Consider the following 26,693-nt stretch of genomic DNA (forward strand, 5'->3'; position numbering starts at 1 on the left):
ATAAGGGTGCTCTAATTCGTAAATAATAACAAAATACGTTGTTATGAAAAGAATTGCTTCTGTACTATTAGGTGTTACATCATTATTTTATATTTCTTGCAGTGATGCAGATGAATTGAATTTGACTCCTAATCCTAATGTGCAAATCGATTCCTTAGTGAGTATTACTGTAAATAATGCCTTTCCCAATTTAACTTTTAATAATCCTTTAGATCTTCAAGCTGCCGGTGCAGATAGCACAAGAATATTTGTAGCAGAGAAAGGCGGAATTATTAAGGTTTTTAATAATGATGCTACAACAGAAGAAACAACTACCTTTTTAGATATTTCTGCAAGAACTGCTACGGCTAGTGAACTAGGGTTGTTAGGTTTTGTTTTTCACCCAGAATATATCACAAACGGATTTTTATATGCCACCTATACGCCAAGTGAAGAGTTGGTTGTGGTATCTCGATTTAAAGTTTCTGAAACTGATGCAAATATGGTCGATGAAGCTAGCGAAACTATTTTATTGGAAATTCCGCAGCCGGCAACCAATCATAATGGCGGACAATTAGCTTTTGGTCCTGACGGATATTTATATATTGCTTCTGGAGATGGTGGTGGATCTGGTGACCCAGATGGCAATGCGCAGAACCTAAGCAATCTACTGGGTAAAATTTTACGTATTGATGTGGATGCAACTGAAGATGGGTTGAACTATGCAATTCCCGCAGATAATCCGTTTGTGGAAGAAGAGAATGCAAGAGGTGAAATTTATGCCTACGGATTAAGAAACCCGTGGAGATTTAGTTTTGATAATCAAACAAATACCTTGTGGGCAGGTGATGTGGGTCAAGATGAGAAAGAGGAAATAGATATAATAGTGAAAGGCGGTAATTACGGGTGGAATATTCTAGAAGGTACCTCATGCTTTCTTGAAAACGATTGTGATGATACAGATTTAATAGCGCCCCTTTATGAATACGGTCGCACAGAAAACGATAAGTCGGTAACCGGTGGCTATGTGTATAGAGGTGATGCCTTACCAGAATTACAGGGGTTATATATTTATGGTGATTTTGTTTCCGGTAGAATTTGGGCTTTAGATCAAGCCGGTAATAATAAGCTGATATTTGAAAGCGAATTAGCTATTTCATCATTTGGGACACATGCAAATAATGAATTGTATATATGTGCTTTTGATGGAAAAATTTATGAACTAACAGCAGTAGCCGAAGTTCAGCCTTAAGCGTTGTCTTCAGGTCTTAAATATTTCTCTTCAACGTAGAATGTAGCAAAGGGTAGAAGGGATGCTATTCCGAAAATAAATACTTTCTTAAAGCTCCATTTATGGGTAAACCCAACTATTAGGGTTAGTGCTATAAAGGCAATGAACAAAAAACCGTGAGCGTAACCGACCAATTTATTAGGTTCTGGTATTTCAGCCCAATATTTTAATGGCATGGTTACCCCGAACAACGCCAAATAGGAGATTCCTTCTAAAATTGCCGTTGCTCGAAATAATTTTAACATGCTGTAATATTTTGTATTTAATTATAAGTGAATTACCTCGTCATAAGCTGCTGCAGTAGCTTCCATAACAGCTTCACTCATGGTTGGGTGTGGGTGAATAGCTTTTAGCACTTCATGACCGGTAGTTTCTAATTTACGACCTAGAACAGCTTCAGCAATCATATCTGTAACACCTGCACCGATCATATGGCAACCTAACCATTCGCCGTACTTGGCATCATAAATAACCTTAACGAATCCTTCATAAGCACCGGCAGCTTTTGCCTTACCACTTGCAGAGAAAGGAAACTTACCAACTTTAATATCGATACCTTTTTCTCTAGCTTGCTTTTCGGTTAAACCAACAGAAGCAATTTCAGGAGAACAGTACGTACACCCTGGTATGTTACCGTAGTCTAATGGCTCAACATGCATTTCTGCTAATTTCTCAACACAAAGAATACCTTCTGCAGATGCAACGTGAGCAAGTGCCGGTCCTGGTGTAACATCACCAATCGCGAAATATCCTGGTATGTTCGTTTGGTAATAATCATTTACCAAAATCTTATCTCTGTCGGTAGCGATACCAACATCTTCTAATCCTATATTTTCGATATTGGTTTTAATACCAACTGCAGATAATACGATATCAGCTTCAAGAACTTTTTCACCTTTAGCAGTTTTTACCGTAGCTTTTACACCATCTCCAGAAGTGTCAACAGAAGTAACTTCTGCAGAAGTCATAATCTTAACTCCCGCTTTTTTGAAGCTTCTTTCTAATTGCTTAGAAACATCTTCGTCTTCAACTGGTACAATGTTCGGTAAATATTCAACAACAGTAACTTCAGTTCCCATAGAGTTGTAGAAGTAAGCGAATTCGATACCAATTGCGCCACTACCAACAACAATCATCTTCTTAGGTTGCTTCTCTAGGGTCATTGCCTGTCTGTACCCGATAATCTTTTTACCATCTTGTGGTAAGCTAGGCAGTTCGCGACTTCTTGCCCCAGTAGCAATAATAATATTATTAGCACTGTATTCAGTAGTAGAACCGTCTTCAGCTTTAACTGAAACTTTCTTTCCTGCTTTTAAGGTTCCGTAACCTTTAATAACTTCAATTTTATTCTTCTTCATCAAGAATTGAACACCTTTGCTCATTCCGTCAGCAACGCCACGACTTCTTTTAACAACTGCATCAAAATCTTTATCGGCACCTTTAATTTTTAAACCGTAGTCTTCTGCATGTTTCAAGTATTCAAATACTTGTGCAGATTTCAACAAAGCTTTGGTAGGTATACAACCCCAATTTAAGCAAACGCCGCCTAAACTTTCTTTTTCAATAATGGCAGTCTTGAAGCCTAATTGTGCAGCCCTAATAGCGGTAACATATCCACCGGGACCACTACCTAAAACGATAATATCGAAAGTGCTCATATTTTGATTTTTTGTAGTTTTAATTGAAGATCAAAAATACAAAACCTAATTGAGATTGCTCGTAGGTTTTTAAAATATGACCTTTAATATGAAATTGTGATATTTAGAAAAGAATCTAGTTTGTTTAATATGAATGTTATAGAAACAAAAAAAGAGGTCTATTTAGACCTCTTTTTTATATCATTTTCAAGCCAAAATTATTCTGCAGGAACAAAATTTAAAGCTACACCGTTAACACAGTGGCGTAAACCAGTTGGGTCTGGTCCGTCTTCAAAAACGTGACCTAAATGTCCGCCACACGTAGCGCAATGCTCTTCGGTTCTTTTGTAGCCAATTTTATAATCTACATCATAAGCAACGTTACCTTCAATTTCCTCATAGAAACTAGGCCATCCGGTACCAGAATCAAATTTTGTATAACTTTTAAATAGGGGAGTAGCACATGCAGCACAAACGTAAGTCCCTTTTTCTTTATTCTTTAAAAGCTCACTAGTAAATGGGTTTTCAGTAGCAGCTTCACGAAGTACATAGTATTCAGAATCGGTCAATTCTTTCTTCCATTCGCTCTTCGTTTTTTGTACGGTAAATTCTTTTTTAGCACTCGTTTTTGTTGTGGTAGCCATCTCTTTTTCTTGAGAAGTACCTTTACAGCTTACAAAAAGTACGAGTAGTGCAATTGCAAAATTTATTTTCATCTTTTCAATTTTTTTAGTTCTGTCGAATAAATTATGTATTCCTTTCAATGTATTGTATTTACGGAACTTTTAGCGTTAAGGTTTTAAAAATAATATAAAAAAAGCCCCTGATAATTTATCAAGGGCTCTAACTTAAATAGGTTAACTATATATGGGTGCTATTCTATTGTTACTTTCTGTATACTATCTTCCGTTATGCCTAAATGTGCCATTACAGAATTAATGTTTGAGGTGTCTAGTTTACCTGTAGTAGATTCTGCTGGTAAAACGGCAATTCTAAAAACCTGATTGTCAGTATCACCTGCTGGTAGGGTTGATAAGTCAAAATCTGACTCCAAGAAAATATTAACATCTAAAAAGGTATAGTCAAAGTTGTATTGTAGCAAGCCTTGATCCAAAATTCTTGTTTGTGGCATCAGCCTCCAAATATCAACAGATTCACCGTTGCTATCTTCAGTTACATCCCAAAGCATATAAACTAAAACTACATCAGTTTCAAAAACTTCTATAGTTTGTGGAAACTCGTAAAATATAGAATAGTCATTATCTAAAGTAAAGGTACCTTCAATATCTACTACTTGCCCTAATATATTAATTGCATCTAAACCATCTTGTCCGGCAGGTCCTCTTTCTCCATCAAATCCATCAAAACCTGGAGGTCCCTGTGGTCCTTCACATGATATAATAAATAATGCTGCTAGTGCTCCAATAAATAAATTCAGTTTTCTCATAATGTTATAATTTTATGGTTTGAGTTTTAATTTTGAATAGTTGTTTCAAAAAGCGTTCCATTTTTGGTATTTAGATATTTAAATCGGATATTAACTGCTATATTTTCAACAAAAAAGAATTGAAGTCGACCGTCTTTAAAAGATGATTAGCTTTACAAAAATAAACACTCTATATGCCTAACGTACAAGTTCACTCACTTTTTACTGATTTTGACATTGACCTTTTTAAAGGAGGTAAGCATTATCGGCTGTATGAAAAGCTGGGTTCGCATTTGGTAGAAGTAGATGGTGTGGCGGGTACATACTTTGCTGTATGGGCTCCGTCTGCAAAATCTGTATCTGTAGTTGGTAATTTTAATTCTTGGGATTCAGATGATCACAAGTTGAATGTTCGTTGGGATTCTAGCGGAATATGGGAAGGTTTTATTCCCAATATAGGTAAAGGCGAAGTTTATAAATATAAAATACAGTCCAATAATAATGATATCTGGACAGAAAAAGCGGATCCTTTTGCAAGGTACTGCGAACACCCACCAAATACAGCATCTATTGTATGGACAGCCGAGCATGATTGGAAAGATGAAGCTTGGATGGGGTACAGAAAGGATAAAAACGGATTAGACAAACCATACTCCGTTTATGAAGTGCATTTAGGTTCATGGAAGAAAAATGCAGAGAATAAGTTTTTGACCTATAAAGAGTTTGCAATTGATCTTGTCAACTATGTAAAAGAAATGGGATATACCCATGTAGAGTTTATGCCGATAATGGAATATCCATATGATCCATCTTGGGGGTATCAGTTAACCGGTTATTTTGCGCCAACATCAAGATTTGGTTCTCCAGAAGAATTTAAGTTTTTGGTAGATGCTTTTCATCAAAACGATATAGGAGTAATTTTAGACTGGGTACCTTCTCATTTTCCAGAAGATGCACATGGTCTCGGTTTCTTTGATGGTTCTAATTTATATGAACACCCAGATAGAAGAAAAGGATACCACACAGATTGGAAGAGTTTAATTTTCAATTATGGTAGAAATGAGGTTAGAGCGTTTCTAATAAGTAATGCTATATTTTGGTTAGATCAATTTCATGTAGATGGTCTTCGTGTAGATGCCGTTGCGTCTATGCTGTACTTAGATTATTCTAGAGAAGACGGTGAATGGGAACCAAATATATATGGTAATAATGAGAATTTAGAAGCCATATCTTTTATTCGTGAATTGAATGAAGCAGTGTATTCTAGTTTCGATGGAGTACAGACTATTGCCGAAGAATCTACAGCGTTTTCAGGGGTTTCAAAACCAGTTGAACATGGCGGCTTAGGTTTTGGTATGAAATGGATGATGGGTTGGATGCATGATACATTACAGTTTTTTCAAAAAGAACCAATCTATAGAAAACACCATCAGAACGACTTAACTTTTAGTATGACCTATGCGTTTACCGAGCATTTTATGCTGCCTTTTTCGCATGATGAGGTAGTGTATGGTAAGCAGTCATTAGTATATAGAATGCCAGGTGATGAATGGCAGCGATTTGCAAATCTGAGGTTATTGTTCGGGTATATGTTTACCCACCCAGGTACCAAATTAATGTTCATGGGTGGCGAATTCGGACAAACGGCAGAGTGGAATTTTGAGCAAAGTTTAGATTGGCATTTATTACAGTACGATGGTCATAAAGGAATTCAAGATTTTGTAAAAGATTTAAATCATCTATACAAAAGCGCACCGGCATTGTACGAGAAACAATTTAGTCCAGAAGGTTTTCAGTGGATAGATTACGGTGATCACGAAAATTCTGTTTTGACTTACGTACGTAAAGGTCATGATGAAAAGAACGATTTAATTATAGCGTGTAATTTTACGCCAGTACCTAGAGAAAATTATAGAATCGGTAATCCTAAAAAAGGAAAATTAACAGAAGTTTTAAATAGTGATGATGCCAAATATGGTGGCGGCGGAAATTTAAATAGTAAAATAAAAGCGTCTACCAAACCGGCTCACGGGCATAAAAAGTCCATAGAAATTACTATTCCTCCTTTAGGTATAGTAATACTGAAATAATTTGAAGTAGTTTTCGTTTTAGTCTACTTTAAAGAATTTCTTTGATAGTAATAATTGATATTTTTTAATTTATAAGTTCATGATCACAAATACAGAGCTTGAGTATAAAGGTAATTTATACCCAAACCATATCGTTGAATTTTCACAAGACTCAGATAAATTATACTTCACTACAGACAACGGTGTTGTTTTACAAATAACAATACTAAGAGGTAGCATTATTCGTTTTAGGTATGCTACCAACTATAATTTTGAACCAGATTTCTCATACGCCATTGACCCAGATGCAACCATGGGTTACAGTAAATTAGAAATTGTAGAGAACGATACAGAGTATATAGTAGCAACTGCGAGATTAAGCATTCTGGTAGATAAAAAGACATTACGTACACAAATTTCAGATTTAGAGGGAAACATCATTAGTGAAGACGAGTTAGGTTTTCATTGGGAAGAAAACTATGAATATGGTGGAAACACTGTAAAATTGAGTAAAATAACCCAGTCTGGCGAGAGTTTTTATGGCATGGGCGATAAAGCCATGCATAGTAACCTTAAGGGTAAAAGAGTAGAAAATTGGGTAACGGATCAATTTGCTTTTGCAAAAGAGCAAGACCCTCTTTACAAGGCAATACCATTCTATATTGGCTTAAATAAAGGCAAGGCTTACGGTATTTATTTTGACAATAGTTTTAGAACAGGTTTCGATTTTTCACAAGAGCGAAGAAATATAACAAGCTTTTGGGCCGATGGTGGCGAAATGAATTATTACTTCATTTTTGGACCAGATATGTCAAAAGTAGTTAGCTCATATTCAAGTCTTACCGGTACGCCCGAATTACCGCCAATGTGGGCATTAGGCTTTCATCAATCTAAATGGAGTTATTATCCAGAAAGTAATGTAAAAGATATTACCGGCGAATTTAGAAGATTACAAATACCTTGTGATGCAATCTATTTAGATATAGATTATATGGATGGTTTTAGGTGTTTTACTTGGGATAAAGAGCATTTTCCTGATCCAAAGAGAATGATTTCTGAACTGGAAGAAGACGGCTTCAAGACTGTAGTAATGATTGATCCAGGTATAAAAGTGGATCGTGATTATTGGATATATAATGAAGCATTAGAAAACGATTATTTCTGTAAAAGGGGAGATGGTCCTTTAATGCATGGTAAGGTATGGCCTGGGGAATGTTATTTTCCAGATTTTACCAATCCTCTAGTTCGAGAATGGTGGGCGGAATTGTACAAAGAATTTATGTCAGAATTAGGAGTTCATGCCGTTTGGAATGATATGAACGAACCGGCAGTAATGGAAGTTCCAACAAAAACGGCACCTTTAGACACTCGTCATAATTACGACGGACACCCATGTACACACCGAAAAGCACACAATGTTTATGGTATGCAAATGGTAAGGGCAACTTATGAAGGAGTTAAGAAGTATGTATATCCAAAACGACCATTTGTAATAACAAGGGCAGCATTTGCAGGTACACAACGATATTCTTCTACTTGGACAGGCGATAATGTCGCTACTTGGGAGCATTTATGGATCGCCAACGTGCAGGTGCAGCGTATGTGTTTAAGCGGCTATTCTTTTGTAGGCTCTGATATCGGCGGATTTGCCGAACAACCAGATGGCGAATTATTTGCCAGATGGGTGCAATTAGGAATTTTTCATCCGTTTTGTAGAGTACATTCAAGTGGGGATCATGGTGATCAAGAACCATGGTCATTTGGTTCAGAGATAACAGATATCGTTAGAAAATTTGTAAATCTGCGTTATCAATTGTTACCATATTTATACACCATGTTTTATAAGTATACTAAAGAGAATATTCCAATGGTTCAGTCTTTAGTGTTTTATGACCAAGAAGATAATCAAACGCATTTTAGAACTGACGAATTTATTTTTGGAGAAAAAATATTGGTTTGTCCTATACAAGAACCCAATGCACAAGGGCGTAGAATGTACATACCTCGTGGAGAGTGGTACGATTTTTGGACTAACGAACATGTTGTCGGAGGTAAAGAAAAATGGGTAGCGGCAGAGATAGATATGCTTCCTGTTTTTGTAAAAGCCGGAGCTATAATTCCGAAGTATCCTATTCAACAATATGTAGGGGAAAAGACGATAGAAGAATTAGTTTTAGAAGTATATTATAAAGAAGGTACAGAAGCTTCTGAGGTATATGAAGATTCAGACGACGGGTATGATTATAAGAAAGGGCGGTATTCGTTGAGTAATTATAAGTTAACAGGTAAAGAAAATTCATTGACCATTCAGTTATTTAAAGATGGAACTTTCGATACAGAATATAAGATGATAAGGCTTAATTTTCATGGGCTTCCTTTTGAAGTTGATAGCGTAATGATAGACAATGAAAAAATTGCTTTAGATAGTATAGCGGTTAACGAAAACAATGATTTGCGAATAGACAAAAACTTTACGCTATTGCATTTATCAGGAAAACAATAACTTTGTAGCTTATTACCATTAACTAAAATTAACAATATGAGAAAATTAGTATTAATAGTATTTGTATTTATAGGCGTTTCAGCTTGTAAAGTAAATCCGTTTACGGGTCAGAAAACTTTAAATTTTTATCCGAATAGTCAGGTGTTCCCTTCAGCCTTTGCTCAATACGACACTTTTTTAACTGAGAATAATGTTGTAACTGGTACAGCAGATGCTCAAATGATTACTAGGGTGGGTCAACGTATTTCTTCCGCGGCAGAACGTTGGTTAACGGCAAACGGTCATCCAGGTTATTTACAAGATTATGCTTGGGAGTATAACTTGGTGAAAGATGAAACTGTAAATGCATGGTGTATGCCAGGTGGTAAAATTGTATTTTACACGGGTATTTTACCAATTACGCAAACAGAAACTGGTGTTGCAGTGGTAATGGGTCATGAAGTAGCGCATGCTCTTGCTGATCACGGTGCACAACGTATGAGTGCAGGTACATTACAACAAGTAGGTGCTGTGGCAGGTAATGTTGCAATAAAAAATCAACAAACGTTAGGCTTGTTCAATCAAGCTTACGGAGTAGGTACGCAGTATTTAGGAATGCTTCCATTTAGTAGAAGTCACGAAACCGAAGCCGATAGAATAGGTTTACAGATTATGGCTATTGCAGGTTACGATCCTTACGAAGCTGCAGAGTTGTGGAAACGTATGAAGGCAAACAGTGGAGGAGAAGCACCACCAGAATTCATGAGTACACACCCTTCTAATGATACAAGAATAAATAACCTAACAGCTTGGGCACCAGATGCTGAAGCAGAAGCGGCTAAATTTGGAGTAACTAAATTTAACTAAAACCTTTAGGATTATTGTATATTGAAGCCGTTCAGAAATGAACGGCTTTTTATTTTTATATATGGGGAAGACACTAGTTGCAAAAGGAAGTAAAAAATTATTGAACGCATGGGCCTTTTATGACTGGGCAAATTCAGTGTATACGTTAACCATAGCCTCTTCTATTTTTCCTATCTATTATTCTTCACTTTTTGCATCTAAAGATGAATTGATTTCGGCATTCGGTTTCGATATGAAACAAACCGTGCTCATTTCCATAGTTACTGCTTTTACCTTTCTTGTTGTCGCATTTTTGTCACCAGTATTATCGGGCATTGCTGATTATGTTGGTAATAAGAAAATGTTCATGAAGTTTTTCTGCTACACAGGTAGTATAGGTTGTATGGGTTTGTATTGGTTCGATTTAGAACAAATTCATTTAAGTCTTCTGTTCTATTTTATGGGATTGATAGGGTATTGGGGCAGTCTAGTTTTTTATAATTCGTATTTACCTGATATTGCTTTTGAAGATCAACAAGATAGTATTAGCGCAAAAGGATTTTCACTAGGTTATTTTGGGAGTGTTCTATTATTATTATTGAATTTAGCCATGGTTATGAAACCAGAATGGTTTGGATTTGATATTGGTGAAACAGAAGAGACCCTAAACGCAGCTAAAGTAGAAGCGATGAGAATATCATTTATAACCGTTGGGGTATGGTGGTTGCTTTTTAGTCAATACACATTTTATGTGTTACCAAAAGGTGTAGGTAAAGGTCACAAAATTACTCGCGACGTTCTCTTTAATGGTCTTAAAGAACTAAAGGTAGTTTGGGGTCAATTGAAAGAAAATGAAAGACTAAAGCGATACCTATATGCCTTTTTTGTGTTCAGTATGGCTGTCCAAACAATTATGTTGGTTGCGGTGTATTTTGGAGAAAAGGAAATTGCTTGGGTTTCGGCAAGTGAAAAAACTACAGGGTTAATTATAAGTGTATTGGTAATTCAATTGGTTGCAATAGCTGGTGCTATAATTACCTCTAAGGCATCTGATAAATATGGAAATATTAAAACCTTAATAGCAGTTAATGCAATTTGGATGCTACTATGTGTTTACGCTTACTTTATGGTAACACCCATACAATTTTACATTGCTGCAGGTTTTGTAGGTTTGGTAATGGGAGGTGTTCAATCTTTAGGGAGATCTACATATTCAAAATTCTTACCAGAAACAGAAGACACTACCTCGTACTTTAGTTTTTATGACGTTGCTGAGAAGATAGGTATTGTTATCGGTATGGCGCTCTTTGCTATAATTGATCAGGTAAGTAATATGCGATATGCTATTTTGTTTTTATTCGTATTCTTTTTAGGCGGTATTATATTGTTATTTAGGGTAGATGAATCAAAAAAGCCTCTATAAAAGAGGCTTCGTTGAATTGATTGTTCGCTATTTTGATTTTATATGTTATCCTTTAGAAATATCTCCTGAACCAGAAGTTTTAGTATTTACTTTTTCTGGATTGCCTTTATAAGAGATATCTCCAGAGCCAGATACACGGGCTTTAATAGATTTGTTTGCGGTTACTTGTATATCTGCAGAACCAGAAACTGTGGCTTCTACATTATCAGCTTCAAGGCCATACGCTTCAATATCACCACTACCAGAAATTGTAGCTTCAAAATCGGTAGTTCTACCGCTTAATGAAATATCTCCGGATCCTGACATTGTAGCAGAAATAGAGCTCGTATCAATATCTAAGGTAATATCACCAGATCCTGACATGGCCGTACTGAATTTATCTGCTTTAATTTTTGTCTTTCCAACGATATCTCCAGAACCAGACATAGCCACAGAACTTATAGATTCTACAGGTACGGTAATATGAATTCCAGATTTCCAATTGCTTGATTTTAAGTTGACTCCTTTTTCAGTTTTAATAACCAGTTTGCCATCTTTTACCTCGGTGATAATATACTCTAGAAGATTTTCTTCACCTTTCAACGTAATCTCTCCTTCGCTGCCAGAAACTAGGTCAACATCGAACCAGCCAGAAACGGCTACTCCGTCATAATCTCCCGTGTTTCTTTCAATGGTAACATTGTTTCCGTTTCCTTTTATGGTTTTTCCCCATTGTGCTGAACAAGAAAGAGATAAAAAACCTGCACATACTAATAAACTTAATTTTTTCATGATTTTCATATTTAATTGATTGATTGATTATTTTTTGGTAAAACTAATACCGCCATAGTCACTTGACAGTGTCATTTTATTTCCACTTCCTTTAGAGCCATAAAACCCTTCGTAGTGCTTGTCAGAAGATTTTTCTGTACTAATGTTAATGGTAAAGTCATCTTTTCCACTAACACCCGCATAACTGGTTGATATGTCAAAATCGAAATGATAATCGCTATGGTATCCTATTTTGATTCCGGTATAATCTGTTCTAATATTTACATTGCCGGCATCAGCAGCAAGCTCTTCAATTCTAATAGAACCATAGTCCGCCACAATGGAAACATCACCATGTACAGTACCTAATTTTACAGTAATATAATCACCATTACCATCAATACTCTTTAATTCGTCAATATCCATATTGCCGTAATCACTAGTGTATTCCAAGTTGTCCATAGTGCCAATACTAGCGTTGGTATAGTCTGCATTTATTGCAAGATTACCAGCTTTTTCAATTGTAAATCCGGAGTAGTCGGCTCTTATTTCTCCACTATTGATATACCCAATTGTAGATTTTGAGGTGTAGTCGAAATTTAAACGATTATTACGACCTCTTAGTTCTCCTAAATCTAACCTTCCGTAGTCACAATTAATTCTGGCATGACCATCAATTCTATCTAGGCTAATATTACCGTAATCATTACTTAGGTCAACATTGTTTTTTACAGGAACTTTAATGGTGTAGTTGATCTGCATGTTGACATTGTTATTGTTTCCCCAGCTCCATCCCCAGCCATTACTACTTTTGTTAAAAATAGTTTCTGCAGAAACACGTTCGCTACTAGCTTCAAAATCAATTGAAATTTCATCTAGTTTTTTCTGAACCTTTTCTTCGTTATTACCATTGGTTTTAATGTGAACTTCAATAACGACCCTATTCTCGTTCCAAGAAGTAATATTTAAATTACCGTATGAGTTGTTGATTTTTAGCAATGCATTAGCATTGACATTAAATTCTTTTTTAATGGTCTTTTCTCTAGTATGCTTGCCATCAAAATCAGTATCGTTGGCAGCGGCTACAGTGGTAAATGCTAATAATAGTAGCCAGGTATATTTATATAGTATAGTTTTCATCATTTGATTTTTTAATTGATTTAATATTTTCAATTTGTATCATTACCTCGCTTAAAAGGTCTATTCTGGTTTGGAAATTGGTAATCATAGCACTTAATATAAGTTTACTATTACCACCGTTTAAAAGATCCTGTTCCATTTTGGTGTAATTCAATTGAAGCTTTTTCAATTGGGTCATGGTGTCTTTAATTATTTTTTCTGTTTCTGGTGATTTTTCAGAATTCAGTTCGTTGATTTGCTCTTCGATTAAATTGGTGAAATAAAATTGGGTCTTAGAAGCTTCAGGTGAAATTTCGGCAACCTGATCTTCAATGCTACTAGCAGTATTAAGTTGAAATATGCCTACAGATAATAAAATAGCAATTGATGCGGCAACAGACAAAAAGAGCATCCAAGGATTCTTTTTCTTAGGTGCAAGTTTAGCCACGCCTTTTGATTCATTTAGTTTTTCTAAAAAACGTTGTTGGTGCCCTGTAGTGGGTTCCGCATAATCCATTTTGTCCTGTAGCTCAATAAAAAGCTCGTCAATAGTATCTTTCTTCATTAGACTGCGAGTATTAATTTTTTTCTAAGACTTTCTTTAGCTCGTGAAACGGTAGTTCTGCAATTGGCGTAACTAATGTTCATGATTTCGCTAATTTCATCATAATCAAACCCTTCAATTAGATGTAAGGTCAAAGAAATTCTGTAATTGTCTTTTAAATCTTTCATGGTTTCCATCACTTTTTGAGCCTTTAGTTCTGTAAACACATGGTCAGATGCAATTCCGTCATTATCTTCGACCTTGTACAATACTTCATCTAAAGCAACTTCATTCTTTTTCTGTTGCTTTCTATATTGATGTATGCTGTTGTTAATAACAATGCGCTTCAACCAAGATCCAAAAGTTACTTCCCCTTTAAAAGTATGCAGTTTCGTAAATGCGCTTAGAAACGATTCTTGCATAATGTCTTCTGCTTGGGCAGTGTCTTTTACGATTCTGAGTGATGTGTTGAACATAGCCTTGTAATACCTGTTGTACACTTCTAGCTGTGCACTCTGTTTACCGGCCATGCACAATTGCACTAGCTCATCAATATGTTCTCTTTGTTGGCTCAAAAAGTGATTGGTTTTATTGAAAGATGACTCAATTTACGGTTTGTTACAGTTTGGTAAAATTTATATGTAAATATTCTTCACTTCATATTCTAGATTATCGACTTTAAAGCTAGCATCTGATTTATAAAGAAGTTTTTACATATGCTTTATGGGCTAGTGCTGACGTAGTATTCTTTAATACTATCTAATTTTTAAATGAATTAATTCTCTTGGCACAAGAATTGAAATACTTATATGCAAATGAAGCTACAAAAGCTGCATTCGCTTAGTTTTCATTGCTATTACAGCATTTATGTATAATTTATAAAAATAAAATTCTGTTGGTTTAATGACAGAATGACCGATATATGAGTATGGGAGATTCTAAATTTTCAAATTTTGACAATATGTCTTTACAAGGAATAGATCAAGATTCTGAGCTTATACCACTATTGACCCCCGAAGATGAGGAGCAAATGAATAGTGAGACATTGCCAGAAACCTTGCCGATATTGCCTTTAAGAAATACAGTGCTATTTCCTGGTGTGGTAATTCCTATTACTGCGGGTAGAGATAAAAGTATTCGCTTAATAAAGGATGCTAATAATGGTTCTAAGGTCATTGGTGTAGTTTCTCAGAAAGATGAGGAAACTGAAAATCCTGATGTGCAGGATATCAATACCTTGGGTACTGTAGCTAAAATATTACGTGTACTTCAAATGCCCGATGGTAATACAACGGTTATCATTCAAGGTAAAAAACGTTTTGAGGTTGCTGAAATCTTGACTAAAAAGCCATACTTAACGGCTACAGTTAGAGAGACAGAAGAAATAAGACCCAAAAAAAACGATAAACAATTTTTGGCGATTATTGAATCGATCAAAGAATTGGCTTTAAAAATAATTAGAGATAATCCGAACATTCCGAGTGAGGCATCTTTTGCTATAAAAAATATTCAAAGCGATTCTTTTCTAATCAATTTTGTTTCTTCTAATCTTAATTTAGATGTTAAGGCAAAGCAAGAATTATTAGAGATTGGTAGCTTGCAAGAAAGAGCATTGGCAACATTGAAATATATGAATGTTGAAATGCAAAAGTTGGAGCTTAAGAACGATATACAGTCTAAAGTTAGAAATGACTTAGATCAACAGCAGAGAGAATATTTCTTACACCAGCAAATGAAAACCATTCAAGAAGAATTGGGTGGTGTTTCTTATGATGAGGAGTTAGAGGAGATGAAAATCAAGTCTAAAAAGAAAAAATGGGGAAAGAAAGTTAAGGAGCATTTTGATAAAGAACTAGCAAAAATGAAGCGAATGAATCCGCAGGTAGCGGAATATTCTATTCAAAGAAACTATTTGGATCTTATGCTAGATCTACCTTGGAAGGAGTTTTCGAAAGATAAATTCGATCTAAAAAGAGCCCAAAGAATATTAGACCGTGACCATTATGGTTTAGAAGATGTAAAGAAAAGAATCATAGAATATTTAGCGGTATTAAAACTGCGTAATGATATGAAATCTCCGATCTTATGTCTGTACGGACCTCCGGGAGTTGGTAAAACTTCTTTAGGTAAATCTATTGCAGAAGCATTAGGTAGAGAATATGTAAGAATGTCTTTAGGTGGTTTACGTGATGAAGCTGAAATTAGAGGGCACCGTAAAACTTACATTGGTGCTATGCCAGGTAGAATTATTCAAAGTCTTAAAAAGGCAGGTACCTCAAATCCTGTTTTTATACTAGATGAGATAGATAAGTTGTCTAATAGTAATCAAGGTGATCCATCTTCAGCAATGTTAGAGGTCTTGGATCCTGAGCAGAATAGTGATTTTCACGATAACTTTTTGGAGTTAGGTTATGACCTTTCTAAAGTGATGTTCGTTGCTACCGCAAATAATTTAGGTAGTATTCAGCCGGCACTTAGGGATCGTATGGAGATTATTCACGTAAGTGGTTATACCATTGAAGAAAAAGTAGAGATTGCAAAAAAGCATTTACTGCCAAAGCAATTAACTGAGCATGGTTTAGATTCTAGTCATTTAAAAATCGGAAAGCCACAATTAGAGAAAATTATTGAAGGTTATACCCGCGAATCTGGTGTTCGTTCTTTAGAGAAGCAAATTGCCAAAATGGTACGTTATGCGGCTAAATCTATCGCTACAGAAGAGGAATATGAGATAAAAGTCAGTAATGAAGTTATTATAGAAGTATTGGGCGCACCAAAAATGGAGCGTGACAAATATGAAAATAATGAAGTTGCAGGTGTAGTAACAGGTCTTGCTTGGACCAGTGTTGGGGGTGATATATTGTTTATTGAATCTATACTTTCAAAAGGTAAAGGTAATATGACAATTACCGGTAACCTTGGTAAGGTGATGAAAGAATCGGCTACCATTGCAATGGAATACATAAAGTCTAATGCTGAACGATTTGGAATTGATCCAACGGTCTTTGAAAAGTACAACGTGCATATTCACGTGCCAGAGGGTGCAACCCCTAAAGATGGTCCGAGTGCGGGTATAACTATGTTAACTTCTTTAGTTTCGTTGTTTACTCAAAAACGTATTAAAAAGAGCTTGGCAATGACAGGTGAAATTACCTTACGTGGTAAAGTGTTACCTGTAGGCGGAATCAAAGAGAAGATTCTTGCAGCAAAAAGAGCGAAAATTAAAGAGATAATTCTTTGTGCAGATAATGAACGTGATATCAAAGAAATTAAAGAATCTTATTTAAAGGGATTGACCTTTCACTATGTAAAAGAAATGTCTGAAGTAATTGATATTGCCATTACAGATGTCAAAGTAAAAAACGCAAAGGAGCTATAGTATAGCTTTTCTTTATATTTTTGGAACAATGAAAAAAATCACTATTGCAATCGACGGATTCTCTTCTACGGGAAAGAGTACTTTGGCTAAGCAATTAGCTAAAAAACTAGAATATGTATATGTAGATACTGGTGCAATGTACCGCGCAGTTACATTATTTGCAATGAAGTCCGGTTTTGTAGAAGCGGGTGAAGTCGATGAAGATGCATTGGTGAAATCATTAGGTGATATCGAATTGAATTTTATATTTAATTCAGAATTAGGATATGCCGAAATGTATTTGAATGGTGAAAATGTAGAGAAGGAAATAAGAACTATGCCTGTGTCAAAAAATGTGAGTCAGGTTTCTGTTATAGCAGCTGTGCGAGAAAAATTGGTAGCCATGCAACAAGCAATGGGTATTGATAAAGGTCTTGTTATGGACGGTAGAGATATCGGTACTGTAGTATTCCCTGACGCTGAACTTAAAATTTTCATGACGGCTTCGCCAGAAAAACGTGCGGTAAGAAGATATAAAGAATTGTTGGATAGGGGAGAGAATGTTGTTTATGCAGATATTCTAGAAAATGTTGAAAAGCGAGATTATATAGATAGTAACCGTGCAATTTCACCTTTAAAAAGGGCAGAAGATGCTATTGAGTTTGATAATAGTGATTTAGGACTAGAGGATCAGTTTCAAAGAATCTATGAACATTCGCTTCGGGTTATTGAAAAACATCAAGCATAAAAAAGAGGTTAGCAATGCTAACCTCTTTTCATTTTATATTCTATTGAATATTATTTATTTGGAATAACCAATACTTGATCAGGATGAATAACATCTGGACTTTTTAAGATGCCAGTGTTCGCTTCAAAAATAGCTTTGTATTGCATAGCATCACCGTAGTAGTGCTTCGCTATTTTACTTAAAGACTCACCACCTTTAACAACGTGTCTGTGATATACAGAATCGTCTTCAACAGAGATATTAGCTTTAATGTCAGAAGGACTTTCGCCACCTAGTTGCTTAATTTTATCCCACATTAGGTCTTTTTCGTAAGGTGTTTTTGCTTGCCCTTTCACTTTAAGAACATCACCTTCAACAGTTACATTACCGTCTTTTATACCTAATTGCTCACCAAGATCTAATACACCTTGATATTTTGCCTTAACACTCATAATTTTGCTTTTTTTAATGGTTATTATAATACTTCTAAGATAAGCATATTTAAGATGTTTAACTCTAAAATCGTGCCATATTCCTTAAATGAACGTGTAATACTTAGTTGTGTTGTCTAATTTAAATAAAATGATTATTTTTGCACACCTTTTTTGCAAGGAAGTCAAGAGAAAAAGGGATTAGATAAACAAATAAATATAACTACTTTCATAGTCGTTGCCTAATTCTTGATAAGGTTATGAAATACAAATTATTAATCAGCAAATGGCTGAAGAAAAAACAAACGCAGAGGTAGAAGCTACTACCGAAGCAACACAACAAGCTGTTGAAACTCCACAGCAAGATCCAAAAGAATTCTTAGAAAACTTTAACTGGGAAAAATACGAGCAAGGAATTGAGCGTGTTGATGATTCTAAATTAAAGGAATTTGAAGAATTAGTTGCCGAAAACTTCGTAGATACTGCCGATGAGGAAGTAGTAGAAGGTACGGTAGTTTATATCACAGATAGAGAAGCTATTATTGATATCAACGCAAAATCTGAAGGTGTAATTTCGTTAAACGAATTTCGTTACAACCCAGGTTTAAAAGTTGGTGACAAAGTAGAGGTATTGATCGATATTCGTGAAGATAAAAGTGGTCAACTAGTATTATCTCACAGAAAGGCGAGAACTATTATGGCTTGGGATCGTGTTAACGCGGCTCATGACAAAGAAGAAATCGTTAGTGGTTTTGTTAAGTGCAGAACTAAAGGTGGTATGATCGTTGACGTATTTGGTATTGAAGCTTTCTTACCAGGTTCTCAAATCGATGTTAAACCTATTCGTGATTACGATCAGTATGTTAACAAAACAATGGAATTTAAGGTTGTAAAAATCAACCACGAATTTAAAAACGTTGTTGTTTCTCATAAAGCGCTTATTGAAGCTGATATTGAAGAACAGAAGAAAGAAATCATTAGCCAATTAGAAAAAGGACAAGTATTAGAAGGTGTTGTTAAAAACATTACTTCTTACGGTGTGTTTATTGATCTTGGTGGTGTTGATGGTTTAGTTCACATTACTGACCTTTCTTGGAGCAGAATCAACCACCCGAACGAGGTTGTTGAACTTGACCAGAAATTAAATGTTGTAATTCTTGATTTTGATGAAAACAAATCTAGAATTCAATTAGGTCTTAAGCAATTAGAGAAGCACCCTTGGGAAGCTTTATCTGATGAAATTAAGATTGGTGATAAAGTAAAAGGTAAAGTAGTTGTTATAGCTGATTACGGCGCATTTATCGAAGTTGTTGAAGGTGTTGAAGGTCTTATCCACGTTTCTGAAATGTCTTGGTCTACGCACTTGCGTTCTGCACAAGATTTCGTAAAAGTTGGTGATGAGGTTGAAGCAGTTGTATTGACATTGGATCGTGAAGATCGTAAAATGTCTCTTGGTATCAAGCAATTGACTCCAGATCCTTGGACTGATATTACTACTAAATATCCTGTAGGTTCTAAGCATAAAGGTATTGTAAGAAACTTTACAAACTTTGGTGTTTTTGTTGAGCTAGAAGAAGGTATTGATGGTTTAATTTATATCTCTGATCTTTCTTGGACTAAGAAAATCAAGCATCCATCTGAGTTTACCAATGTTGGTGATACTTTAGAGGTTGAGGTGTTGGAATTAGATGTTGATGGTCGTAAGTTAAGCTTAGGTCATAAACAAACTACTGAAAACCCTTGGGATAAATATGAAACTGAATTCGCTTTGGGTACAGTTCATACAGCAACCATTTCTGATGTAGTTGATAAAGGTGCAACAATTGAATTTAACGAAGATATTACTGCATTCATTCCTCAACGTCATTTAGAGAAAGAAGATGGTAAAAAACTAGGTAAAGGCGATGAAGCTGAATTCAAGATTATTGAGTTCAATAAAGACTTCAAACGTGTAGTAGCTAGTCATACTGCTATTTTCCGTGAAGAAGAGCAACGTAATGTGAAAGCAGCTGTCAAAAGACAAGCGGCTAGCGCAGATGAAGCTAAGCCTACTTTAGGTGATGCTAACGATGCACTACAAGCGTTGAAAGACAAAATGGAAGCTGATTCTAAGAAGAAGTAATTTCATTAGTATACATCCTTGAAAAAGGATGATAAGTAAAAGCCCGGATATGTATCCGGGCTTTTTTTGTATCTATTATTTTCACTTTTAAGTCGTGATAAAGCGAATTGCTATTATAAATGTTAATGTAGAAGTTTGAATTAATATAGAGGAGGTTACGTAGTAAGTTTTGATATTTTCTTGCCTTAATTTATCAAGATGTATCTTAGGAAAGTAGCAAAAGTAAAAGCCCGGAAATTAATCTGGGCTTTTTTTAATATCCACAATTCTCAGTTCCTATTAGGGTTCCAAAAAAAATGAATTACTAATGGAGATTTTAATCCTAGAAGTTTTAATTTACTTCTAGATAAATGCTAGTAGTTAGTGTTTAGTATAATACTTTAATTAATAAACCTTTTTCTTCACGAACCAGATGTCTTCTAGACTCAAGTTTAAAGTGACTAGGTGAAAATTCTCTTTCACCAATACGTTTTGTAAAAGCCCTTTTGAACCATAACTATAAGAAAGGTTGATCATAGAGTGTGTACCTCTGCTTGTTGGTATACCGATACCTGCGGTAAAGTTATAACCCTCCACCTTTTTGTCACCTATGGCTAAGTATCCATTGTCATAATTGTATCCTAATCTGTACGCAAGTCTTTGACTGTATTTGTAACTGGTAGGATCTTGAATAAATTCTAGACCAAAGGCGTAAATATCTTGATCTTCATAGCTGCCAATATTTTCAGATTGATTAGTGTCTGTCCAAAAGTTCTTCTTGTAATCTGCACTAAAAGTCAATTCTTCAATAGGTTTTATACTCAAACCAAAACCGAGTTCTAAAGGAAGTTTAAAATCAGAAACATTACCAGAGCTTTCATCTTCCACAGAAATTGCAATTCCTGATATTGTTTTATCTACAGATCTTTTAAGGTTTCCGTTTAAACTTGTTGGTAGTTGAACGGTACTACCAATAGTTATTTTGTCATTAACATCATATTGAAGTCCGAAACCTAATCTTGCACCACTATAATTAGTTTGCTCTACAGATTCGAATGTAGAAGAGCTATAAATGAAAGATTCCGTTTCTTCAATGTTTCCGAATAAAAACGATGCACTTAAACCTAATCTCAATTTTGGCATTAGGGCATAACCAACATTAAGCTTAATATCATTTAATCCGCCCAATCCGGTTACATTACTTTCAAAAGAATCTGTAGATCCTTCAATGTTGCTGCTAACGCCAAGTAGCGAGTAACCAACATCGCTATAAGGTGTCATGGTAATACCGGCACCTAAGTTTTCCATAATTCTAAATCCGAAGGCTAAATTAGAAAAGTTTACATTCGATTTTTCTTCAGAAGAAGAAGTGTTGCTGTAACTATTGAACTCACCAGTAACACCTATATCATATAGAAATGAGTTTTGTGGTATTAGCGCATAATTCGCCGGATTTAAATTGTTTAGCTCGTACGGAGATTTTATACCGATACCACTGTAGCCTAAACTATTGAATTTGCCAATGCTGGTTTGGTTAATGACTCCTAATCCGTAAAGCGAATAGGGTGAACTCGTTAAGGCTTCAGACTGTGCCGAAGATTGGTTAAAAGCCAACAATGTTGCTATGGTAAAAAATAGTATTTGATTAATCTTCATCGTATATACCGTATGTTAATTCTAAAATTGTTTCGTTTTCGCCATTGCCGTTCCCGTTTAAAATAAATCTATCGACCGTAGAGTTATAATCTGCAGGAAGCAGTATCAGTGCATCATCAATATCTCTATCTTTCAATTGTAACTCTTCTAAATAATAGGCTATTGGTATTTCGTAATAGATGTCATTAAATTCTTGATTGTCTCTATTGAGAATAGCATATGAAGTAGATGTGAGCGTCTCAATTAAATCATTGTTTTGGTCAACCACGTAAACGGCAAGTGTGTCTCTAAGTTTTAAATGGTCATCATAAGATTGAGCCGAAGGTTTAATTTTTAAGATTCCGTCTAAAATAGTTCCACTACCAGGTATGTCATAAAGACTTGTTATACTGGGGAATTGTACACGCATAGCAATACCAACACCAGACTGTATATAGCTTTGGTTATTAGCATCTGAACTTTCTAAATTTACCTTACTGTCGGTCAAAGTTTGCAAAGGTATAATAGGGTCATCTGCTGTAATCCTATTAAAAAATGGAACAGGAGTCGTAGTACCATCTATTTGTATATCAAGATATTCTTGCTCAGATTCGTATTCGGTATCTGTACTATAGTATAAACGCATATAGGTGCTTTCAGAAAATTTTGAAAAACCTATGATAGCTCCGTTATCAGTATCATCTGGTACTAGACCAATACCCTTAAAGTAATCTCGATATTCATCAGCGTTTACAATATTTTTTTCTTGAAGTTGAGAAAATACATCTGTACCAAAATCATCTACAAGTTTAATAGTGATAGAATCACCTGATAACGGTCGGGGGTAATATTCAGAAAAACCTAGGTCGGTTTCGTCATAACCTATACTACTTGTATTATAGAAGAAATCATCACCTACCGGGTTGAAATTTTCGTTGACTTTTTTAATATGTATGGTGTTTTTCTGCAGCGTATCATTATAATAATAGTTATCATAACCCATTACCATGACAATACTGTCGAACTCAGCTTCAGAGTCTATGGTATATGTTTCAGGTAGAAATTGCATGTAGCTAGATGTAGTAACAGTGCCAAAAACAGTGTCGGTATATTTTCCTAAAAGTATTCTTGTAGATTCTGAAGTGACAATACTATCAAATTTCATGGTAGATGTACTGACGGTTAATGTGTCAATTAATATAAGTCGAACATTGCTATCGGTAAAGGTTTCACCCGCAACAAATTCTGAGTCATTATAAATATCATCGCTACACGATATAATAGCAATAGAGATAAAACCGCTTAGCATAACTATGTAGAGCGCACGTACTTTGTTTAAGAACACCTTCATTTAGTATTTAATTTTCATCAAAACTAAATACCAAGCTTGGTTGTGAAAACCTGAATAGACGAATCGTGAATGTTAAGGGATGAAAGCTGTTATTTAAGCTATTAATTAAAATTTTGTGTTGGTAGATGAAAACTGGGGATTGGTATGTTAAAAACCAATTTTAATCTATTGTGTTTTTTTGAACAGTAGGGTCTCCAGTAGATTTGATCCTGAAAAGAAAGAACCTTAAAACAAAAAATAATGAATAAAAGAAAATCGTATGTGTACAAGATTACTGGTATGGCACTACTAGCTATGGTAATTTCAAGTTGTTCAAGTGATGATGACGATGACGATTTAGGAAACTGGGTAGATAAATCTGTATTTGATGGTAGCCCAAGAAGTAGTGTATCGGGCTTTACAATTGGTAATGTTGGTTATATGGGCGTTGGTTATGATGGAGATGATTATTTGTCTTCATTTTGGGCATATGATATCGAAGGTGATTACTGGTCTCAAAAGGCAGATTTTCCTGGGGTGGCAAGAAACGCCGCAGTAGGTTTTGAAATTGACGGTACGGGTTATATCGGTTCTGGATATGATGGTGTTGATGAATTAACTGATTTTTATAGCTATAACACAGCATCTAATACATGGACAGAGATTGCTTCGTTAACAACAGCGAGAAGAAGTGCAGTTGGTTTTGGTGCTAACGGATTTGGTTATGTAGGTACGGGCTATGATGGTGAGAACGATAGAAAAGATTTCTGGAAGTATAATCCTGGTAATGATACTTGGACAGAGCTAGTTGGTTTTGGAGGAAACAAAAGAAGGTCGGCTACAACATTCACAATTGATGGATTAACTTATTTAGGAACCGGAGTTTCTAACGGAGTTTATCTAGATGATTTTTGGGTATTTGATCCTGCTACAGAAAGTTGGACAAAGAAATTAGATTTGGATGAAGAAGATGATTACGCTGTGCAAAGAAGTAATGCGGTTGGTTTTACATTAAATGGTTACGGCTATATAGCCTGTGGTGAATTAAGTGGCGCGACCAATACAGTTTGGGAGTATGATCCTGCAGATGATGAGTGGGAGCAAAAAACGTCTTTTGAAGGAGCGACAAGGCAAGATGCTATTGCATTTTCTAATGGTAGTCGTGTATTTATAGGAATGGGTAGAACAGGTACTTTATACCTAGATGATTTAGATGAATTCTTTCCTCAAGATGAGTACGAAGAGGAAGATTAATTTTTCATAGTGAGTGTAATTGTTAATTTTTTGGGTCAATCTGTGTGGATTGGCCCATTTTTAAACATTTTTTATGATTTCGACTGCAAAATATTGGGTCTTTCTTGTGTTATTTTTGGCACTTGTGTTGGGCTATTCCATTTATAATCAAGCGTTCATTAATCAAGAACAAACTTTTCATAGTCAGGTGGTAGATTTAAATAATGGTTACGGCTATCAGATTATGCGAGGAGAAAAAATAGTGATTTTACAAGAATATATACCAGGTTTTTCAGGTAAGCAAAAGTTTGCTACCGAGGCTCAGGCCTTAAAAACTGCAGATCTTGTTGTTACAAAATTAGAAGAAGGTAAATCACCAATTTTATTACCAGCAGATTTAGCCGAATTAAATATTACCACTGCGAAAAGTCGCTAATTTCTTTATGAAATCGATTATAAAAAATAGGGTTCAGATAGTTGTTCATATTAGTATATGGATATTGTTATACGGACTCACTTTTTATCCGATTTTAAACGATGCAAGACCAATTCCTTCAGATGTTTTTCCGAAGCTGATTGTTATAATCGTGCTGTTTTATTTCAACTACTTCTATTTAGTACCGGAGTACCTTCTGAAAAAAAGCGTGCTGTTTTACCTGTTGGTATCATTGGGTTTGTTGGTAGCTTCTGTGATGCTGCTAAATCATTTTTACGAACCAAAGTTTCCTGAAAATTTTATAATGGATTTTCAACGCCCAAGAGGTTTTGGTTATATGCCTATTTATAGATCGTTCGTAAATCTTGGTATACCCTATGTAATTAGTGCCATTTTAAGAATATATGTAGAATGGAAACGTAATGAGAATTTACGTTTATCAGTTGAAAAAGAGAGTATTAAGTCAGAGTTGCAATTTTTAAAAGCGCAGTTGAATCCGCATTTTTTATTCAATACACTAAATACAATTTATGCGCTTTCGGTAAAAAAATCGCCAGATACTTCTGAGGCAATTGTTGATTTGTCTGAGTTAATGAGGTATATGATTTATGAGGCCGATAAAGATTTGGTACCATTGAACAAAGAAATAGATTATATAAAAAGTTACATTCAATTACAGCGATTGCGATTATCTGATAGTGAAAATGTTTCTTTAAAAATTACAGGAGAAGATAGGGGTAGGGCAGTGCCGCCTTTATTGTTTATTTCTTTTATCGAAAATGCCTTTAAATATGGTACCGATTATAAAGGTAAGACCTATGTGAAAATTACATTGATTATTACAGATGCATCAGTCTATCTAAATGTCAAGAATAAAATAGGGGTTTTTAGAGAGCCTACAAAGAATTCTGGTATTGGTTTAGAAAATATTAGAAACCAATTAACGCTAATCTACCCAGGATTACATGATCTTGAAGTTGAGAATGACGGAAAAGATTACGAAGTGTCATTAACTATTTACCAAAAACAATCAAGCCTATGAAATGTATAATTATAGATGATGAGCCATTAGCAATAGAAATACTTTCAGGTTATTGCGAAAAGTTAGATTTTATCGATTTGGTAAAAACATACACCAATCCGTTAGATGCTATTAGCGATATAAAAGAGAAAAAAATCGATTTAATTTTTTGTGATATCGAAATGCCTCAAATTAACGGAATCGATTTTATGGGCACTTTAGATAATCGACCATTTTTCATATTTACTACAGCCTATTCTCAATATGCCGTTGAAGGCTTTGAGTTGAATGCAGTTGATTATTTAGTAAAACCGATACCATACCATCGTTTTATAAAATCGGTATCACGAGTGCAAGATTTAATATCTAAAAAACAAAAAACTATTATGGAAGCAAACGTATTTTCATCGGCCGGCGATAATTCAGTAGATAAAAAGTTCATTTTTGTAAAGGCCGAATATGAAAGTATAAAAATCAATTTAGATCAAATTGAATATGTACAGGGTTTAAAAGATTATTTAAAGATTCACGTTGTCAATACGAACAAGACCATTCTTACACTCATGAGTTTTAAAGAGATTATGAGTAAATTACCTTCTAATCAGTTTCTTAGAGTGCATAAATCTTATCTAGTAAACGTAAATTATATTAAAACTGTTCAGCGCAATAGAATAGTTATAAACGATATGCGAATTCCTATTGGTGAAAGTCACAAAGAAGCTTTTTTCTCTATACTAGGGTTGTAGATTTTCTAGATAGCTGCCTAAATTTATTCTTTCTATTTTACTTCCTAATTTAAGCTGTCAAAGTTTAGATAGAATTCTCTATTTTTGTTTAGCTAAAAGCACGGGTGCC

Annotated in this window: 23 protein-coding genes; 12 read left to right on the forward strand and 11 right to left on the reverse strand. The window is 35.0% G+C overall.

Annotation, left to right across the window (positions count from 1 at the left end; translation table 11 throughout):
* Nucleotides 1–43: 43 nt before the first annotated feature.
* Nucleotides 44–1,231, forward strand: a complete 1,188-nt coding sequence (locus ACJJVT_RS02020; RefSeq protein ID WP_405396030.1) for a PQQ-dependent sugar dehydrogenase — start codon at nt 44–46, stop codon at nt 1,229–1,231.
* Here ACJJVT_RS02020 and ACJJVT_RS02025 read toward each other — a convergent pair.
* The 4 genes from ACJJVT_RS02025 to ACJJVT_RS02040 form a co-directional block, all read right to left on the reverse strand.
* On the reverse strand, nt 1,228–1,515 hold the full coding sequence (locus ACJJVT_RS02025; RefSeq protein ID WP_073245685.1) for a DUF3817 domain-containing protein: 288 nt from the start codon (nt 1,513–1,515) through the stop codon (nt 1,228–1,230). The genes ACJJVT_RS02020 and ACJJVT_RS02025 overlap by 4 nt on opposite strands.
* Before the next feature lie 21 nt (nt 1,516–1,536).
* The gene (gene lpdA, locus ACJJVT_RS02030; protein WP_405396033.1) at nt 1,537–2,928 is read right to left on the reverse strand and encodes a dihydrolipoyl dehydrogenase; all 1,392 of its coding nucleotides are present in this window, start codon (nt 2,926–2,928) and stop codon (nt 1,537–1,539) included.
* A gap of 197 nt (nt 2,929–3,125) precedes the next feature.
* On the reverse strand, nt 3,126–3,623 hold the full coding sequence (msrB, locus tag ACJJVT_RS02035) for a peptide-methionine (R)-S-oxide reductase MsrB (RefSeq protein ID WP_405396034.1): 498 nt from the start codon (nt 3,621–3,623) through the stop codon (nt 3,126–3,128).
* Between the two features lie 158 nt (nt 3,624–3,781).
* A complete protein-coding gene (locus tag ACJJVT_RS02040) occupies nt 3,782–4,354 on the reverse strand; it encodes a collagen-like protein (protein WP_405396036.1) in 573 nt (190 codons plus the stop codon).
* A gap of 173 nt (nt 4,355–4,527) precedes the next feature.
* On the opposite strand from ACJJVT_RS02040, the gene glgB reads away from it, so the two are divergent.
* The 4 genes from glgB (at nt 4,528) to ACJJVT_RS02060 (ending at nt 11,153) form a co-directional block, all read left to right on the forward strand.
* Nucleotides 4,528–6,423 carry a 1,4-alpha-glucan branching protein GlgB gene (glgB, locus tag ACJJVT_RS02045; RefSeq protein ID WP_405396037.1) on the forward strand — a complete coding sequence of 632 codons (1,896 nt, stop codon included), beginning with the start codon at nt 4,528–4,530 and terminating at the stop codon, nt 6,421–6,423.
* 79 nt (nt 6,424–6,502) lie between these two features.
* Nucleotides 6,503–8,905, forward strand: a complete 2,403-nt coding sequence (locus ACJJVT_RS02050) for a glycoside hydrolase family 31 protein (protein ID WP_405396038.1) — start codon at nt 6,503–6,505, stop codon at nt 8,903–8,905.
* 36 nt (nt 8,906–8,941) lie between these two features.
* On the forward strand, nt 8,942–9,751 hold the full coding sequence (locus tag ACJJVT_RS02055) for a M48 family metallopeptidase (protein WP_405396039.1): 810 nt from the start codon (nt 8,942–8,944) through the stop codon (nt 9,749–9,751).
* Between the two features lie 61 nt (nt 9,752–9,812).
* Nucleotides 9,813–11,153 carry an MFS transporter gene (locus ACJJVT_RS02060; protein WP_405396041.1) on the forward strand — a complete coding sequence of 447 codons (1,341 nt, stop codon included), beginning with the start codon at nt 9,813–9,815 and terminating at the stop codon, nt 11,151–11,153.
* 45 nt (nt 11,154–11,198) lie between these two features.
* Here the strand turns inward: ACJJVT_RS02060 and ACJJVT_RS02065 are convergent, their stop codons facing one another.
* The 4 genes from ACJJVT_RS02065 to ACJJVT_RS02080 are packed head-to-tail and all read right to left on the reverse strand — an operon-like array spanning nt 11,199 to nt 14,141.
* Complete coding sequence (locus tag ACJJVT_RS02065) at nt 11,199–11,924, reverse strand: head GIN domain-containing protein (protein ID WP_405396042.1); 726 nt, start codon at nt 11,922–11,924, stop codon at nt 11,199–11,201.
* 27 nt (nt 11,925–11,951) lie between these two features.
* Entirely contained in the window at nt 11,952–13,043 is a 1,092-nt protein-coding gene (locus ACJJVT_RS02070) for a hypothetical protein (protein ID WP_405396044.1), read from the reverse strand.
* On the reverse strand, nt 13,024–13,587 hold the full coding sequence (locus ACJJVT_RS02075) for a hypothetical protein (RefSeq protein WP_405396047.1): 564 nt from the start codon (nt 13,585–13,587) through the stop codon (nt 13,024–13,026). The genes ACJJVT_RS02070 and ACJJVT_RS02075 overlap by 20 nt, the downstream gene beginning before the upstream one ends.
* On the reverse strand, nt 13,587–14,141 hold the full coding sequence (locus ACJJVT_RS02080) for an RNA polymerase sigma factor (protein WP_073245660.1): 555 nt from the start codon (nt 14,139–14,141) through the stop codon (nt 13,587–13,589). Before ACJJVT_RS02080 ends, ACJJVT_RS02075 begins: the two co-directional genes overlap by 1 nt.
* Before the next feature lie 353 nt (nt 14,142–14,494).
* Here ACJJVT_RS02080 and lon point away from each other — a divergent pair, with 353 nt between their 5' ends.
* Together lon and cmk are read left to right on the forward strand one after the other, a co-directional pair.
* Nucleotides 14,495–16,945 carry an endopeptidase La gene (lon, locus tag ACJJVT_RS02085; RefSeq protein ID WP_405396049.1) on the forward strand — a complete coding sequence of 817 codons (2,451 nt, stop codon included), beginning with the start codon at nt 14,495–14,497 and terminating at the stop codon, nt 16,943–16,945.
* A 28-nt stretch (nt 16,946–16,973) separates the two neighbouring features.
* Nucleotides 16,974–17,672, forward strand: a complete 699-nt coding sequence (gene cmk, locus ACJJVT_RS02090) for a (d)CMP kinase (protein ID WP_405396051.1) — start codon at nt 16,974–16,976, stop codon at nt 17,670–17,672.
* A gap of 50 nt (nt 17,673–17,722) precedes the next feature.
* Here cmk and ACJJVT_RS02095 read toward each other — a convergent pair whose 3' ends face one another.
* Nucleotides 17,723–18,103, reverse strand: a complete 381-nt coding sequence (locus tag ACJJVT_RS02095; RefSeq protein WP_303600087.1) for a LysM peptidoglycan-binding domain-containing protein — start codon at nt 18,101–18,103, stop codon at nt 17,723–17,725.
* A 265-nt stretch (nt 18,104–18,368) separates the two neighbouring features.
* Here ACJJVT_RS02095 and rpsA point away from each other — a divergent pair, with 265 nt between their 5' ends.
* Nucleotides 18,369–20,204, forward strand: a complete 1,836-nt coding sequence (gene rpsA / locus ACJJVT_RS02100) for a 30S ribosomal protein S1 (RefSeq protein WP_405396053.1) — start codon at nt 18,369–18,371, stop codon at nt 20,202–20,204.
* 384 nt (nt 20,205–20,588) lie between these two features.
* On the opposite strand, the gene ACJJVT_RS02105 is transcribed toward rpsA, so the two are convergent.
* Entirely contained in the window at nt 20,589–21,839 is a 1,251-nt protein-coding gene (locus ACJJVT_RS02105) for an OmpP1/FadL family transporter (RefSeq protein ID WP_405396055.1), read from the reverse strand.
* Entirely contained in the window at nt 21,829–23,169 is a 1,341-nt protein-coding gene (locus ACJJVT_RS02110) for a DUF4270 family protein (RefSeq protein ID WP_405396057.1), read from the reverse strand. The genes ACJJVT_RS02105 and ACJJVT_RS02110 overlap by 11 nt, the downstream gene beginning before the upstream one ends.
* 240 nt (nt 23,170–23,409) lie before the next feature.
* Here ACJJVT_RS02110 and ACJJVT_RS02115 point away from each other — a divergent pair, with 240 nt between their 5' ends.
* The 4 genes from ACJJVT_RS02115 (at nt 23,410) to ACJJVT_RS02130 (ending at nt 26,584) form a co-directional block, all read left to right on the forward strand.
* Nucleotides 23,410–24,402, forward strand: a complete 993-nt coding sequence (locus ACJJVT_RS02115; protein ID WP_405396059.1) for a Kelch repeat-containing protein — start codon at nt 23,410–23,412, stop codon at nt 24,400–24,402.
* Between the two features lie 73 nt (nt 24,403–24,475).
* On the forward strand, nt 24,476–24,817 hold the full coding sequence (locus ACJJVT_RS02120; RefSeq protein ID WP_405396062.1) for a DUF4907 domain-containing protein: 342 nt from the start codon (nt 24,476–24,478) through the stop codon (nt 24,815–24,817).
* Nucleotides 24,818–24,824: 7 nt separating this feature from the next.
* Nucleotides 24,825–25,859, forward strand: a complete 1,035-nt coding sequence (locus tag ACJJVT_RS02125) for a sensor histidine kinase (protein WP_405396064.1) — start codon at nt 24,825–24,827, stop codon at nt 25,857–25,859.
* On the forward strand, nt 25,856–26,584 hold the full coding sequence (locus ACJJVT_RS02130; protein WP_073245641.1) for a LytTR family DNA-binding domain-containing protein: 729 nt from the start codon (nt 25,856–25,858) through the stop codon (nt 26,582–26,584). Before ACJJVT_RS02125 ends, ACJJVT_RS02130 begins: the two co-directional genes overlap by 4 nt.
* The last annotated feature ends 109 nt before the right edge of the window (nt 26,585–26,693 follow it).

Source organism: Maribacter sp. Asnod2-G09 (assembly GCF_045063795.1).
In the GTDB taxonomy this organism is placed as follows: domain Bacteria; phylum Bacteroidota; class Bacteroidia; order Flavobacteriales; family Flavobacteriaceae; genus Maribacter.

Excerpts from the sequence above, each read along its gene's own strand:
- ACJJVT_RS02105 (WP_405396055.1), bottom strand. The coding sequence starts at position 21,839 with ATGAAGATTAATCAAATACTATTTTTTACCATAGCAACATTGTTGGCT.
- ACJJVT_RS02115 (WP_405396059.1), top strand. The coding sequence starts at position 23,410 with ATGAATAAAAGAAAATCGTATGTGTACAAGATTACTGGTATGGCACTA.
- rpsA (WP_405396053.1), top strand. The coding sequence starts at position 18,369 with ATGGCTGAAGAAAAAACAAACGCAGAGGTAGAAGCTACTACCGAAGCA.
- cmk (WP_405396051.1), top strand. The coding sequence starts at position 16,974 with ATGAAAAAAATCACTATTGCAATCGACGGATTCTCTTCTACGGGAAAG.
- ACJJVT_RS02050 (WP_405396038.1), top strand. The coding sequence starts at position 6,503 with ATGATCACAAATACAGAGCTTGAGTATAAAGGTAATTTATACCCAAAC.
- ACJJVT_RS02055 (WP_405396039.1), top strand. The coding sequence starts at position 8,942 with ATGAGAAAATTAGTATTAATAGTATTTGTATTTATAGGCGTTTCAGCT.
- lon (WP_405396049.1), top strand. The coding sequence starts at position 14,495 with ATGGGAGATTCTAAATTTTCAAATTTTGACAATATGTCTTTACAAGGA.
- ACJJVT_RS02120 (WP_405396062.1), top strand. The coding sequence starts at position 24,476 with ATGATTTCGACTGCAAAATATTGGGTCTTTCTTGTGTTATTTTTGGCA.
- ACJJVT_RS02095 (WP_303600087.1), bottom strand. The coding sequence starts at position 18,103 with ATGAGTGTTAAGGCAAAATATCAAGGTGTATTAGATCTTGGTGAGCAA.
- ACJJVT_RS02130 (WP_073245641.1), top strand. The coding sequence starts at position 25,856 with ATGAAATGTATAATTATAGATGATGAGCCATTAGCAATAGAAATACTT.
- lpdA (WP_405396033.1), bottom strand. The coding sequence starts at position 2,928 with ATGAGCACTTTCGATATTATCGTTTTAGGTAGTGGTCCCGGTGGATAT.
- msrB (WP_405396034.1), bottom strand. The coding sequence starts at position 3,623 with ATGAAAATAAATTTTGCAATTGCACTACTCGTACTTTTTGTAAGCTGT.
- ACJJVT_RS02125 (WP_405396064.1), top strand. The coding sequence starts at position 24,825 with ATGAAATCGATTATAAAAAATAGGGTTCAGATAGTTGTTCATATTAGT.
- ACJJVT_RS02070 (WP_405396044.1), bottom strand. The coding sequence starts at position 13,043 with ATGAAAACTATACTATATAAATATACCTGGCTACTATTATTAGCATTT.
- ACJJVT_RS02020 (WP_405396030.1), top strand. The coding sequence starts at position 44 with ATGAAAAGAATTGCTTCTGTACTATTAGGTGTTACATCATTATTTTAT.
- ACJJVT_RS02060 (WP_405396041.1), top strand. The coding sequence starts at position 9,813 with ATGGGGAAGACACTAGTTGCAAAAGGAAGTAAAAAATTATTGAACGCA.
- ACJJVT_RS02025 (WP_073245685.1), bottom strand. The coding sequence starts at position 1,515 with ATGTTAAAATTATTTCGAGCAACGGCAATTTTAGAAGGAATCTCCTAT.
- glgB (WP_405396037.1), top strand. The coding sequence starts at position 4,528 with ATGCCTAACGTACAAGTTCACTCACTTTTTACTGATTTTGACATTGAC.
- ACJJVT_RS02065 (WP_405396042.1), bottom strand. The coding sequence starts at position 11,924 with ATGAAAAAATTAAGTTTATTAGTATGTGCAGGTTTTTTATCTCTTTCT.
- ACJJVT_RS02075 (WP_405396047.1), bottom strand. The coding sequence starts at position 13,587 with ATGAAGAAAGATACTATTGACGAGCTTTTTATTGAGCTACAGGACAAA.
- ACJJVT_RS02040 (WP_405396036.1), bottom strand. The coding sequence starts at position 4,354 with ATGAGAAAACTGAATTTATTTATTGGAGCACTAGCAGCATTATTTATT.
- ACJJVT_RS02110 (WP_405396057.1), bottom strand. The coding sequence starts at position 23,169 with ATGAAGGTGTTCTTAAACAAAGTACGTGCGCTCTACATAGTTATGCTA.